The sequence below is a fragment of the Janthinobacterium sp. SUN128 genome (assembly GCF_030587275.1).
Classification (GTDB): domain Bacteria; phylum Pseudomonadota; class Gammaproteobacteria; order Burkholderiales; family Burkholderiaceae_D; genus Janthinobacterium; species Janthinobacterium lividum.
In genome coordinates this window covers 1,637,290-1,650,062 of the sequence record NZ_JAPWHY010000001.1, presented here as the reverse complement: position 1 = coordinate 1,650,062, position 12,773 = coordinate 1,637,290, and the positions used below count along the sequence as shown (strand labels likewise).

Genomic DNA, 12,773 nt, shown 5'->3' with positions numbered 1-12,773 from the left:
TCTACTTATCAATGAAAACGTGAGTGTAAAAAAAACACAGATGCGGGCAGGTTTTTAAGATGGACTGTCAATCGGGATGAATGGACTGCTTGAAACCGCTGTTTTGCAGCTGAGTAATCAATGATGGATGGCCGTCACGGCGAAGCCCGACGTGACCAGCACTTCATGTTCATATGCACCCAGATGGCCATAATGACCTTGTGGACTCAGATAGCCGGCGATATGCACGCGAGGCTGCTCATGTGTTGAATTGGGCGCCGTGAGGCCGACCTCCCGCCACGCAACGCCGCCGAAGGAGTCCAGCCACCAAGCGCCGGCGCCGGCATCGGCCGCTTGGAAAACGCTCCTTTCGAAGCCCCGCGACCAGATGCCTTCGCGCTCGACGGGAAGGTAGCCATAGCCTGCCATGATCGCGTCCCGTCCGGAAGGGTGATCGCGCCAATAGCGCTGGCCATTCGTGTAGGCATCGCGCATGGCGGCTGATTGCGTCACAATCCCGCCCGATGGATGGGTCAAACCTTGAAAGAACCACTGCGCATATTCGGCTTGCCGCGCGGGGGATTGTTTATCCGCTGCCTGCGTCTGAACGAAAGCGCTGGCGTAGTCAAGAACGACGGCGGGAATGTCGGCTGCGCTCGCCTGTCCGGCAAGTACACTGAAGATCAGGAATGTAGAAATTGCTCGTCTCATCGCGTTTCATCTTTCCGTTTGTTAATACCTATGCGGGATTCCGCCACGCCATCTTCTGCACCCGGATATGCGGATGGCTTTCCAGCGCTTCCCATTCCGGTAAAAAGACAAAGCCCTGTTTCTGGTAAAACGCGGCCGCGCGGGTGTTCTCCGGCGCCACGTCGAGCACCAGCCGCCCGTGGCCGTTGCCGACGGCGCATTGTTTCACGGCATCGACCAGTCCTTGCGCCACGGCCAGGCCCCGATACTCGGGATGTACCCACATGGCGATCAGATGACACTCGCCATCGCCGGCCACCACTTGCGCGGCCAGGCCGATGGGCTGTGCTCCATGGAAGGCAAGGAAAAACGTGCGCTGCGGCGTGCTGACGGCGCGTTGCTGCCAGTCCTCATCGGAAAAGCCGGCCGCGCTGGCGTGGCTGGCGCCGAAAGCGGTGGGGGCGTCGAGCAGGGCGGCCAGGCGGGTGGCTTTCAGCGCCGGCCAGTCGCTGGCGATGGTGGGGCGGATGATAATGTTGTTCAAACCTTCAGGATTCCTTCTACGACAAGGTCAGTGATTAATGTATTTGGCAATATTGACAGTATCGCTGCTCCGTTTGCAGACGCTCCCACTATTTTGCTCACGCCGGGTTGTATATCCTCCCGGACAGTTCCAGCAGCGCCTTGGCCTGGGCTACCACCAGCAAACCCGCCCGGTAAAAGACGTCTGAGGAGGAGTTGACGTCGTCGACCAGCACTTCCATGATCCATATGCCGCTGCTTGCCAGGTACTGGGGAAAAGCATCGTTCATGCCCTCGTGCAAGCCTTGCAGGATGGCGGCCTGGTATTCCTCGGGACACGCCACCTTCCAATGGATGCCTGCTACCTGATTGTCATGAAATTGAATGCGCAATCCTGCCGCGCGGAAGCGTCCGCCCAGGTGCTGGCTGAACCAGGCGAGGTGTTCTATCTGCAAGGGAGTCTTGCTTCGCGGACTCGTCACGACTGGTCCCACACTTCAATGCTCAGCAGTTGCCCGCGTTCGCACGCGGCGATACGCTGCGGATGCACGGTGATGCTGCCGGGCCAGCCCGTCAGCGTATCTTGCGGAAATTCACCTTCCTGCGCTTCGGCGATGCCCGCCTGCAGCAGGGGGACGATGTCGTCCGCCAGGGCTGTGTAGCGGTTGGGAAAGCCGTTGAAGGCCAGCTGGGTCGCCTTGGCTTGTGCGCACAATTGCGCGATCCAGTCGGCGCCGAACAGGCCTGCTTCCCAGGTGGCGAGAAACGCTTCCTTGTTGACTTTCGTCATATCGGCCATCTGCTCCGGCGTTTCTGTCGAGATAATAGTCCACCAGCCTGACATGGGCGTTCCTTGTGAAAAGTAAAATTTAACGGGTCATGGCGCGGCGCAGCAGGTAGCTGAGGCCATCGACGGCGGCCACCATCAGCAGCATGGCGACGATGACGGTGGCGGCGTTCTGCATCTGGAACAGCGACAGATGGTATTTCAGCATTTGCCCCAGGCCACCCGCGCCGACGACGCCGAGGATGGCGGCGGCGCGGATATTGTTTTCCCAACGATACAAGGTGTAGGACATCATTTGCGGGCTGCATTGCGGCAAGGTCGCGTACAGGAAGGCCACGGCGGGGCGCGCGCCATTGATGCGCAAGGTGGCCGCCGGCAGGGGCGGGCAATTCTCGAAGGCATCGGCAAACAATCGCCCCAGCACGCCCACCGTGTGCAGGGCCAGCGCCAGGGTGCCGGCGAACGGGCCCAGGCCGGCGGCGATCAGCAGGATCGAAGCCCACACCAGTTCCGGGATCGAACGCAGCACATTCAACACGCCACGCGTCGCGTTGCGCGCCACGTTGCCGAAGCGCCCGCTGGCGGGCAGGGCCAGCAGCGCGCCCAATACTGCCGCGATCACCGTGCCGATGGCCGACATGGCCAAGGTCTCGAACGTGGCCACACCGACTTTCATCAGGAAGGGGCTGGCCAGCTCGGGCGGGGCGAAACCGTGCAGGAAGTCGGCGCTCGTGCGCACGGCGTCGGCGCTGAAGAACTCGCCCCATTTCAGGGGCAGGGTGGCGAAGCTGGCAATGACCAGCAACAATAAACCGGCCAGCAAGGCCCAGGTCGACCAGCGCACGGGAGCAGGCGCGGGCATCGCGGCGAAATGCTGATGCTTCATGCCAGTCTCCGGCGCAACATGGCGGATACGGCATCGGCGCCGGCCACCAGCAGCACGAAGACCATCAGCATGGTGGCCAGTTCGCTGCCCGCCATCATCTTCATCGATTCATCCATGCGCTGGCCCAGGCCGCCTGCGCCGACAAATCCCATGACGACGGAGCCGCGGATCGCGCATTCCCAGCGGTAAATCGTGTACGACACCAGTTCGGCGGCCGACTCGGGCAAGGCGCCGTACAGCAAGGCCTTCAATCTGCCGCTACCATTGTGAAGCAGGGCGTTGCAGGCGGACGCATCCGACGATTCAAGGATTTCCGCGTACACCTTGCCCAGCATGCCGCAATAGGTGAGGGCAATGGCGATCACGCCCGCCGTCGGTCCCAGGCCGACTATGCGCACCAGCAACAAGGCCCAGACCAGTTCCGGCACGCTGCGCAGCAGCACCAGCAGCGCGCGCACGCCATGGCGCAAGGCGGCGGCCAGCGGCGAAACGGTGCCGCTGCCGATGCGCGAAATCGACAATCGCTCCGTCACCAGCAGGGTCAGCGGGATGGCACCCAGCATGGCCAGCGCCATGCCGGCCGTGGCCATGGCGATGGTTTCCCAGCTGGACACCGCCACCAGTTGCAGGAATTCCAGCGAGTGGGCGGGCGGCACGAAGCTGGCGATGAATTGCCAGGTGGCTGCCAGGCTTTGCGCATCCCATAAGATCCACGGCTTGAACTCGGCCTGCACCAGCATCGGCCACAGCACCAGCAGCACGATGGCGGCGCCGGTCAGGCGGCCGCGCCAGGCGGGGTCGCGGGGGATGGCGGTGCTCGTCAGCAAAGGGGCCTCGCGGCATCCAGATTCGTTTCCACGGCCTCGAACTGCGGTGCGGGATCGGCCTTGTTGCGGTACAGCTCGGCGATCATCGCGTCGCTGACCTGGGCGCCAGGCAGGTCGAAGACGATCTTGCCATCGCGCAGGGCGACGATCCGCGTAAAGCAGGCGCGGGCGATTTCCACCTGGTGCAGGCTGCAGATCAGCGTGGCGTTGCGCGCCTGCGCTTCGGCCTGCAGCACATTGATTGTCTGCAAAGCGAGTGTGGGGTCGAGCGCGGACAAGGGTTCGTCGACGAGGAAGACTTCCGCATCCGACACCAGCGCGCGGGCCATGCCGCAGCGCTGGCGTTCGCCGCCGGACAGGCGGTCGACACGTGCATACAGTTTATCCTGCAGGTTGAACTTGCCCAGGGCTACCCACGCGGCGCGCGGGTCGACTGGCGCCAGCAGCGAACGGATGGCCGTCCACAAGCTCCATTGCGGCAAGCGTCCCGCCAGCACGGCGTTGACGACGCGCTGGCGCGGCGGCAAGGGCGGCGTTTGCGGCGCCAGGAACAGGCGCGCGCGCAAGGCATGGCGCTCGGCGCTGCCGATTTGCCAGGGCGAAGTACCGAGGATGTCCAAGGTGCCGGATTCGGGACGCAGCGCGCACGCCAGCGTGTGCAGCAGGCTGGTCTTGCCGGCGCCGGACGGGCCGATCAGGGCGATCTGCTCACCCTGGGCCACGTCCAGGTCCAAGTCGCGCAGGGCCAGCGCATTGCCGGCGGCGCCCGCGTGGTGGACGCTGACCTTGTGAAGTTGGAATGTCATGCTTGAGAAATCAGTAGGTCGGATTAGGCCGCAGGCCGTAATCCGACAACATTGTTGGCATTATTGCCTGTGTCGGATTACGCGGCTTCGCCGCTAATCCGACCTACGGTAAAACGCGTCGATGCAAGTTACTTCAGCAGCTTCGCATCGCGCGCAGCCGCTTCGATATCCTTGTAGTTCTCGGCCTTGGTCGGGATGAACTTGGTGGCGCGTTGCAGTTCGAGGATTTCCTTGCCTTCGGCCGTCGCTGGGTCCAGCGCCAGGAATGCGTCCGTCAGCTTTTTGCGCACGACGGGGTTCATGTCGGCGCGCACGCTCCAGTTATAGTCGTAGTAGCCCGGTGTCGTGTAGAACACGCGCACCTTGCTTGGATCGACCTTTTTCGCTTCCACCAGTTTTTCCCATACGGAAATGTTCAAGGTGCCCGCGTCGACCTTGCCGCCGGCCACTGCCGCCACGGTGGCGTCATGCGCGCCGGAAAACGCGATGCGCTTCATGTCCGTGTCCGGATTGATCTTGGCAGCCAGCAGGTAGTAGCGCGGCATCAAGTGGCCGGACGTCGACGATTCCGAGCCGAAGGTGAAATTCTTGCCTTTCAGGTCGGACAACTGGTTGATGTCCTTGCTGGTGGTCACAAACACGGAGCGGAACTTCGTGTCTTCTTCGCGCTGTACCAGCGGGACGATCTTGCCGCCGCTGCGCACGTTCGCTTGCACGAAGGTAAAACCGCCGAACCAGACCATGTCGAGCTTGTTATTGATCAAGCCTTCCACGGAGGCCGCGTAATCGGTGACAGGCGTGAATTCCACCTTCATGCCCAGCTTTTTCTCCAGATAGCTGCCCAGCGGCTTGAACTTGCGCTGTAATTCCGTCGGCGCTTCATCGGGAATGGCGGACACGCGCAACACTTGCTGCGCCTGCGCCAGGCCGCTGTGGATGGCCAGGGTGGCGGCGACGGTGGCCAGGATGGCGGGGAATTTGGAAAATGAGTTGGAGAATGTGGTCATGGGACTGCCTTTGCAAAAAATATTCATTAGATTACGGAAACCCCGGTACTTCCTTCCAGCATCTCGCCGATGACGACGGCGTCGGCAAAGCCTTCGGCGCGGAAAATCGCCAGCACTTGTTCGACGGCTTCTGGCGCGCAGGCCACCAGCAGGGGGCCGGCCGTTTGCGGGTCCGTCAAAATCGCCTTGTCGATGGCGCTCAGGCTGTCGTCCAGCGCCACTTGCGCGCCGTAGCCCTGCCAGTTGCGGCCGGAGGCGCCCGTGATGTTGCCATTTTGCGCCAGTTGCTGCACTTGCGGCAGCAGCGGCACGGAAGCCATGGCGATGCGCGCCTGCAACTTGGCGCCGCGCGCCAGTTCCAGCGTATGGCCCAGCAAGCCGAAGCCCGTCACATCCGTCAGCGCATGCACACCGTCCAGCAGAGCCAGTTTCTTGCCCGGGGTATTCAATTTGGTGGTGTTGTCGATTAAGGAAGCGTAGCCCTCCGCGTCCAGCGCGTTCTTTTTCAGCGCGGCCGACAAGATGCCCACGCCGATCGGCTTGCCCAGCACCAGTTTATCGCCGGCGCGCGCGCCCGCGTTGCGTTTCACCTGCGACGGGTGCACGAGGCCCAGCACGACCAGGCCATAGATCGGCTCGACGGAATCGATGGTGTGGCCGCCCGCGATGGGGATGCCGGCCTGGGCGCAGATGGTTTCGCCGCCTTTCAAGATGAGGCCGATGGTTTCCACGGGCAGCTTGTTGATCGGCATGCCGACCAGGGCCAGCGCCATGATGGGCGTGCCGCCCATGGCGTACACGTCGGAAATGGCGTTGGTGGCGGCGATGCGGCCGAAGTCGAACGGGTCGTCGACGATGGGCATGAAGAAATCCGTCGTGGCGATCAGCGCCTGCTCGTCGTTGAGCTGGTAGACGGCCGCGTCATCCGAGGTTTCTATGCCGACCAGCAATTCCTTCGGCAGGGGAAAGCCGCCGCTGCCCTTTAAAATGTCGGCCAGCACGCCCGGCGCAATTTTGCAGCCGCAGCCGCCGCCATGGGCAAATTCGGTCAATCGAATGGGGGTATTGGATGGTGCTGCGGTATCGGACATGGTCGTCATCCTGCTGGAAAAGGTCATTAAAAGCTGCGCCGGCGCTTACGCGGCGCTGGCGGTACGGTGTTCGCCGACGATAGCACATAATGCGCGCGCGGCTTGCTCAAAGGCATGTTCTGAAATATCGGGCAAGACCAGCGGCGTTGCCTGGGCATAGCGGCTGAAGTTGCGGGCGATCGATTGCCGGTAGACGGGGTCGTAATGCTGCACCAGCAGTTCTTCCACCAGCTCGGCCATGCGGCCAGCCGTGGCCAGCTGCTGCCAGTGGGCAATTTTTTCCTTGCCGTGCAGCTGCGTCAACAGGGCCAGCTGCACGTTCAGGCGCGCCGGGTCGCCGACGAAATGCGCATAGTCCTGCATCAGCAAGTGCACGCGCTCCCCGATGTCCAGGCGCACGTCCGTGCAATCGGCCGCGCGCATCTTGTCCATCAGCGCATCGGGCACGCGCAAACGGCCTACCTTCTTGCTTTCGGACTCGATGAAGACGGGCAGCGTCGGGTCGAAATGGCGCAACTGCTGCCACAGCGCGCTTTCAAACGCTTTTTGCGATGGCTGGTCTTCCTCCGGCAAGCCGCCCAGCACGGAGCCGCGGTGGGCCGCCATATCCTCCAGATCGATCACTTGCGCGCCTTGCCTGTCCAGCACTTGCAGCAAACGGCTCTTGCCGCTGCCCGTGGGGCCGCACAGCACGTTGATGAAGTCGAATCGTTCGGGCAGGGTGGCCAGCTCGGCGTTCACGTGGCGCCGGTAATCCTTGTAGCCGCCCTCGAGCTGCGTGACGGGCCAGCCGATGCGCGCCAAGATGTGCGCCATGGCGCCGCTGCGGTTGCCGCCGCGCCAGCAGTAAACCAGTGGCTTCCAATGCTGCGGGTGGCCGAGAAAACCGTCTTCAATATGCCGCGCGATATTTTTCGCGATCAGCGCCGCGCCCAGCTTCTTCGCTTCGAAGGCACTGGTCTGCTTATATAAGGTGCCCACGCGCACGCGCTGCTCGTCGTCCAGCACGGGCAGGTTGATGGCGCCCGGCAAGTGGTCTTCCGCGAATTCGGACGGGCTGCGCACGTCGATGATGGCATCGAACTCGCTCAAGCTGGGCAGGATGTCGCTGAAAGGCTGAACTGCAGGGTATTTCATCGTGGCGCGGCTGCTTGGAATGGGGAAAGACGTATTATCCCCGATAAACGCCACTGGCGTGGGGCTCAGGCGCCGCCGCTTGCACTTCGCGCGCCGGGCCGCTGTCTTGCATGCCGGCAAAGAACCGCACCAGGCTGTGCGGCGCGTCGTCGGCAAAGCACAGGCGAAGGATGCGCTCGGACTCGGCCGCCGCCGCGCTGCTGCGCGCAAACAGCGCCGTTTCATAGGCCAGCAGGGCCGTTTCCATGTCGTCCGGCTGCGCGGCAAGCACCTGCGCCAGTTCGGCGCCATCGAACATGGCGAGATTCGCCCCTTCGCCGGCCGGCGCCATCAGATGGGCTGCGTCGCCCAGCAAGGTCGCGCCCGCCACGCGCTGCCAGCGGTGATCGACGGGCAGCAAGTGCACGGGACGGGGCACGGGCGGCGTGTCGGCGTCCGTGATCAGGGCCGTCAGCGCCGGCGCCCAGCCGGAAAATTGCGCGGCGATGCGGGCCCGGGCGGCGGCGGGATTGGCAAAATCGATGTCAGCCAGCCAGGCTTCCGGTTTGCTCAGGGCCACGTAGGCATGCAGCACGCCATCGGCTTCGCGGTGGGCCTGGATGCCCTTGCCGGGCGCCAGCGCGAACAGGGCGCCGGCGCCGACGGCGTGCGCGCTGGCCGGGTGGCGGCGGTCGCTGTCGAGTAGATACGTTTCAATAAAGGCAATGCCGCTATACGCGGGCTGCGCGCTGGAGAGCAGAGGCCGCACCTTCGACCAGGCGCCGTCCGCACCGACCAGCAGGTCGGTGGTGGCCGTGGCGCCATTCGCAAAACCCAGCCTGTGCCGGCCACCATCCAGTGTCGCCACGCCTGTCAGCTTATGTCCCCAGCGCACCGTGCCGGCGGGCAGGGACTCGAGCAGGATGCGGCGCAGCTCGCCGCGCGGCACTTCGGGACGGCCACCCGTGCCATCGTCCCCTTCGTCGAGCAAGACCGTCCCGTGCTGGTCGAGCACGCGGCTCGCTTCGCCGCCTGTATGGATGAGGGTGCGGAAGACCTCATGCAGGCCGGCCGCCCGCAGCGCTTGCTGGCCCGTGTCCTCGTGGATGTCGAGCATGCCGCCCTGGCGGCGCCCCTGCGGCGAAGCGTCCGCTTCATAGATGGCGGCGGCGATACCGTGGACGTGCAGCACGCGGGCGAGCATCAGCCCGCCCAGCCCTGCGCCGATGATGGCGATATGCATGGTGATCCTTGAAGGTGGTTTTAAAATGGAACTGGAACTATGTTCCACAAGAATTTTGCGGCATGCCGGCATCTGTGTCAAGATAGGCGATGTCCCATACCGTAACGCCCCCACCACGACGCGCCGACTCGCTGACGCGCGAGACCATCATCGACGCCGCCATTGACCTGCTCGACACGGCGGGCGAGGGCGGCCTGACGTTCCGCGCCCTGGCGACTCGCCTGGTCACGGGGGCGGGCGCCATTTACTGGCATGTTGCCGACAAGGATGATTTGTTCACGGCCGCCAGCGACGCCATCGTCGCCCGCGCCATGGCTGCCGCCCTGCAGTGCGATACGCCGCAGGCGGGCATCCGCGCCGTGGCGCTGGCCATGTTCGAGGCGATGGATGCGCATCCCTGGCTGGGCTCGGCCTTGTCGCGCGCGCCGGGCCAGCTGCCTACCGTGCGCATCCTGGAACGCCTGGGGCGGCAGGTGGATGCGCTGGGCGTGCCGCAGGATCAGCAATGGCTGGCGGCATGCACGCTGCTCAATTATCTGCTGGGCGTGAGCGGGCAGAATGCGGCCAATGCCGCCATCGCCCGGGAAAAAGGCCTGGAGCGCGCGCATTTCCTCGACACCATGGCGGGCGCCTGGTCACGCCTAGACGCGCAGGCGTTTCCATTTGCCCGCAAGGTGGCGGGGCAGCTGCGCGCGCACGATGACCGCGAGGATTTCCTGGCAGGAATCGACCTGATCGTGTATGGCATGCAGGCGCTGCAAGCGGGCCGCTAGCCCAGCAGATGCCCCAGCAGGGGCGCCAGCAGCACCGTCACGACGCCCGAGAAAATCATCGTCAGGCTGGCCACGGCGCCTTCTTCCGTGCCGACCCGGCGCGCCACCGACAAGCCAAAGCCGTGCGCCGCCGCGCCATACGGGGCGCCACGGGCGATGCGCATGCGCAAGGGCAGCAGTTTTAAGAGCGGTTTGCCCAGCATCAGGCCGAACAAACCCGTCATCACCACGAAGATACCCGTCAGCTGGGCCGAGCCGCCCATGTGGCGCGACGCTTCCAGCGCGAACGGCGTCGACACGGAGCGCGCCAGCAGGCTGCGCGCCATGTCGCCATGCACGCCCAAAACACGGTCCAGCAGCAGGGTGGCGGCAACCGATGCCACGATGCCGGCGCAGCTGCCCAGGCTCAAGGCCAGCCAGTGCTTGCGGATCAGCTTGCGCTCCTGGAAGATGGGCAGCGCAAACGCGATGGTGGCCGGCCCCAGCAGCCACGGCAGCCAGCGCGTTTCGCCGAAATACGTGGCGAACGGCGTCGAGGTCGCCTGCACGATGACGATCAGTATCGCCGAGGTACAGATGGCGGGCGTCAGCAGGAAATGCGGATGGCGGCGGTGCAGCGCCTGGTTGGCGTAGAACAGCACCAGGGTCAGCAGCAAGAACAGCAGGGACAGGAGCAAGGTGCTCATGCTGCCGCCCTGGCTGCGCGCTGGCGCAGCAGTGTTTGCAGGCGCAACTTGCGTTCATAGCGGCACACCCATTCCACGGTGAAGGCCGTGGCCAGCATCACGCTGGCAAAGCCCAGGCCGATGTTTACGAACAGCATCAAGCCCTGCGACTTCAACAGCTGCGTAAATTGGACCACGGACACAACCAGCGGAATAAAGAACAGCAGCATGTTGGCCAGCAGCCAGTTCGCGCCCAGTTCGATGGTGGCAGGCCGCACCCAACCCGCCAGCAACAGGGCCACCAGCACGAACAGGCCCACGACGCCGCCGGAAAACGGCAAGTGCAGTGCGGAAGCGGCCTCGTCGGCCAGCCACCAGGCGGCGATCAGCACGCCCACTTGCCACACGGTCTGCGCAGGCTGGCGCCAGGCGGGGATGGAGGGCAGGGTGGCGGGATAGGGGGCGGCTTTCACGGCAGGCTTTCAAACGGCAGGGGAAGGTTTCATTGTAGGGACGCCACATCAAAAGATAAAATGACTTAAACTTATGATTATCATTCGATATTGGAATGCATCATGGATATCCGCTCCTTGCGCTACTTCGTCGAAGTGGTGGAACAGAACAGTTTTACGCGGGCGGCCGCCAGGCTGCACGTGACGCAGCCCACCGTCAGCAAGATGGTCCAACAGCTGGAACAGTCGCTGGACCTGGACTTGCTGGACCGCGCCGGCAAACGTTTTACCCTGACGGACGCGGGCAAGGTGGTGCTGGCGCGCGCGCATACATTGCTGGCCCTGCACGCGGAACTGAAGGTGGAATTGCGCGACCTGCAAGAGCTGGAGCGGGGCGAGTTGCGGGTCGGCGTGTCGCCGCAGACGCATTCCACCCTGGCGCCGTGGCTGGCCGAGTACCACCAGCGCTATCCGGGCATCGAGCTGAAAATGTATGAAAGCGGCACGCAAGCCATCGAGCGCGACTTGCGCACCGGCATGGTGGAGCTGGGCACCATGCTCGATTACCCGGGCAACGCGGCCACCTGGCAGGATTTCGAGGCATTGCCCCTCGTGCGCTCGCCGCTGTGCCTGCTGGCCGCGCCCGGTTCGCCGTGGCAGGGACGCTCTTCCGTGGCCCTGGCCGAGCTGGCCGACAGTCCCTTCATCTTTTACGGTGCCGCCTTCGCCTTGAATGACATCGTGCTCGATGCCTGCCAGCGGGCCGGTTTCGCCCCGCGCATCACGGGCCGCAGCGGCCAGTGGGATTTCATCGCCTCGCTGGTCCGCCTGGGCGTGGGCATCTGCCTGTTGCCGAAGATGTATTGCGACACGCTCGAGCCAGCGCAGTTTGCCGTGATTCCCCTGGCCGGTCCGCCCGTGGAATGGAATCTGATGCTGGCCTGGCGCCGCGGCGGTCGGCTGTCTTTCGCTGCCCGCGCCTGGCTGGAGCTCGTCAGGGCGCGCATGGCGCAGCCCGGGCGATTACAATAGGTGCTCGCCAACCACCGCCAAGAATATGAAGAATATCGGTAAAACAAGTCTGAAACGCACGGCAGGCTCGCTGCTGCTGGGATTGTTATGCACCGTGGGCCTGATGAGCGAAATGGGCTACGCCCAGGCCGCCATTCCCGTGTATGGCTATTTCGTCAAGAATACCTATCCTCACGACCCCCGGGCGTTTACCCAGGGCTTGCTGTTCAAGGATGGCCATCTGTATGAAAGCACGGGCCAGAATGGCCAGTCCTCCTTGCGCAAGGTGGAATTGACGACTGGCAAGGTGCTGCAGAAAAGCATGCTCGATAAAAAAGTATTCGGCGAAGGCATCACGGACGTGGGCGATGACATCCTTGGCCTGACGTGGATGTCGCAGACCGGTTATGTGTTTGACCAGAAAACGTTCAAGCTGAAACGCACATTCAGCTACCAGGGCGAAGGCTGGGGCCTGGCCAGCGACAGTCAATTTGTCTACATGAGCGACGGCAGTTCCGCCATCCGCGTGCTGAACCCGAAAACCCTGGCCGAAGTCCGCCGCTTCGAGGTGAAGGCGGAAGGCCGCCCCATCGAGCGCCTGAACGAACTGGAAATGGTCGACGGCGAGCTGTACGCGAATGTGTGGGGCGCGGACGTGATCGCCCGCATCGACCCGGCCAGCGGCAAGGTGGTCGGCTGGATCGACCTGACGGGCTTGCTGCCGCCCGCGCAGCGGGGTACGGCCAATCCCGACGCCGTGCTCAACGGCATCGCCTGGGATGCGCGCGGCAAGCGCTTGTTTGTCACGGGCAAGCTGTGGCCCAAGCTGTTCGAGATCGAACTGATCGAAATCCAGCGCCGTTGATGTTTCCTATCGGACAGTGTTGCTGACGAGGAATCGTCTATGATGCTGTTCCT

Annotated in this window: 16 protein-coding genes; 3 read left to right on the top strand and 13 right to left on the bottom strand. The window is 63.7% G+C overall.

Translation table 11 applies throughout. The features are described 5' to 3' along the window. Positions 1-117: 117 nt before the first annotated feature. The 11 genes from O3297_RS07480 to O3297_RS07430 all read right to left on the bottom strand — a co-directional run bounded on the left by O3297_RS07480 (position 118) and on the right by O3297_RS07430 (position 8,954). The gene (locus O3297_RS07480; RefSeq protein WP_305048247.1) at positions 118-690 is read right to left on the bottom strand and encodes a hypothetical protein; all 573 of its coding nucleotides are present in this window, start codon (positions 688-690) and stop codon (positions 118-120) included. 28 nt (positions 691-718) lie between these two features. Continuing rightward, positions 719-1,213, bottom strand: a complete 495-nt coding sequence (locus tag O3297_RS07475) for a GNAT family N-acetyltransferase (protein ID WP_099387818.1) — start codon at positions 1,211-1,213, stop codon at positions 719-721. Between the two features lie 97 nt (positions 1,214-1,310). Continuing rightward, positions 1,311-1,646, bottom strand: coding sequence for a hypothetical protein (locus O3297_RS07470; RefSeq protein ID WP_305048246.1), 336 nt, complete (start codon positions 1,644-1,646; stop codon positions 1,311-1,313). 23 nt (positions 1,647-1,669) lie between these two features. Then, positions 1,670-2,035, bottom strand: coding sequence for a hypothetical protein (locus tag O3297_RS07465; RefSeq protein ID WP_305048245.1), 366 nt, complete (start codon positions 2,033-2,035; stop codon positions 1,670-1,672). A gap of 25 nt (positions 2,036-2,060) precedes the next feature. Next, the gene (gene phnE, locus O3297_RS07460) at positions 2,061-2,864 is read right to left on the bottom strand and encodes a phosphonate ABC transporter, permease protein PhnE (RefSeq protein ID WP_211549716.1); all 804 of its coding nucleotides are present in this window, start codon (positions 2,862-2,864) and stop codon (positions 2,061-2,063) included. After that, positions 2,861-3,691: an ABC transporter permease gene (locus O3297_RS07455; protein WP_099393703.1), complete on the bottom strand. Its 831-nt coding sequence runs from the start codon at positions 3,689-3,691 to the stop codon at positions 2,861-2,863. The genes phnE and O3297_RS07455 overlap by 4 nt, the downstream gene beginning before the upstream one ends. Further along, complete coding sequence (locus O3297_RS07450) at positions 3,685-4,497, bottom strand: phosphonate ABC transporter ATP-binding protein (protein WP_176375661.1); 813 nt, start codon at positions 4,495-4,497, stop codon at positions 3,685-3,687. Before O3297_RS07450 ends, O3297_RS07455 begins: the two co-directional genes overlap by 7 nt. Positions 4,498-4,625: 128 nt before the next feature. Then, positions 4,626-5,504 (bottom strand): putative selenate ABC transporter substrate-binding protein, encoded by an 879-nt coding sequence (locus O3297_RS07445; RefSeq protein WP_034788498.1) that lies wholly within the window; start codon positions 5,502-5,504, stop codon positions 4,626-4,628. Positions 5,505-5,530: 26 nt separating this feature from the next. Next, complete coding sequence (gene selD, locus O3297_RS07440; RefSeq protein WP_305048244.1) at positions 5,531-6,595, bottom strand: selenide, water dikinase SelD; 1,065 nt, start codon at positions 6,593-6,595, stop codon at positions 5,531-5,533. 45 nt (positions 6,596-6,640) lie between these two features. Beyond that, entirely contained in the window at positions 6,641-7,732 is a 1,092-nt protein-coding gene (gene mnmH, locus O3297_RS07435; RefSeq protein WP_305048243.1) for a tRNA 2-selenouridine(34) synthase MnmH, read from the bottom strand. Positions 7,733-7,766: 34 nt separating this feature from the next. Beyond that, a complete protein-coding gene (locus tag O3297_RS07430) occupies positions 7,767-8,954 on the bottom strand; it encodes an NAD(P)/FAD-dependent oxidoreductase (protein ID WP_305048242.1) in 1,188 nt (395 codons plus the stop codon). Positions 8,955-9,043: 89 nt separating this feature from the next. Between O3297_RS07430 and O3297_RS07425 the strand changes: the two genes are divergently transcribed. Continuing rightward, positions 9,044-9,727 carry a TetR/AcrR family transcriptional regulator gene (locus O3297_RS07425; RefSeq protein WP_305048241.1) on the top strand — a complete coding sequence of 228 codons (684 nt, stop codon included), beginning with the start codon at positions 9,044-9,046 and terminating at the stop codon, positions 9,725-9,727. Here the strand turns inward: O3297_RS07425 and O3297_RS07420 are convergent. Then, positions 9,724-10,413, bottom strand: a complete 690-nt coding sequence (locus O3297_RS07420; protein WP_305048240.1) for an LrgB family protein — start codon at positions 10,411-10,413, stop codon at positions 9,724-9,726. The genes O3297_RS07425 and O3297_RS07420 overlap by 4 nt on opposite strands. Next, positions 10,410-10,865, bottom strand: a complete 456-nt coding sequence (locus O3297_RS07415; RefSeq protein ID WP_305048239.1) for a CidA/LrgA family protein — start codon at positions 10,863-10,865, stop codon at positions 10,410-10,412. Before O3297_RS07415 ends, O3297_RS07420 begins: the two co-directional genes overlap by 4 nt. Before the next feature lie 102 nt (positions 10,866-10,967). Between O3297_RS07415 and O3297_RS07410 the strand changes: the two genes are divergently transcribed. Both O3297_RS07410 and O3297_RS07405 read left to right on the top strand, forming a co-directional pair. Then, on the top strand, positions 10,968-11,876 hold the full coding sequence (locus O3297_RS07410; protein ID WP_305048238.1) for a LysR family transcriptional regulator: 909 nt from the start codon (positions 10,968-10,970) through the stop codon (positions 11,874-11,876). A 25-nt stretch (positions 11,877-11,901) separates the two neighbouring features. Beyond that, positions 11,902-12,720: a glutaminyl-peptide cyclotransferase gene (locus O3297_RS07405; protein ID WP_208672405.1), complete on the top strand. Its 819-nt coding sequence runs from the start codon at positions 11,902-11,904 to the stop codon at positions 12,718-12,720. Positions 12,721-12,773: the final 53 nt, after the last annotated feature.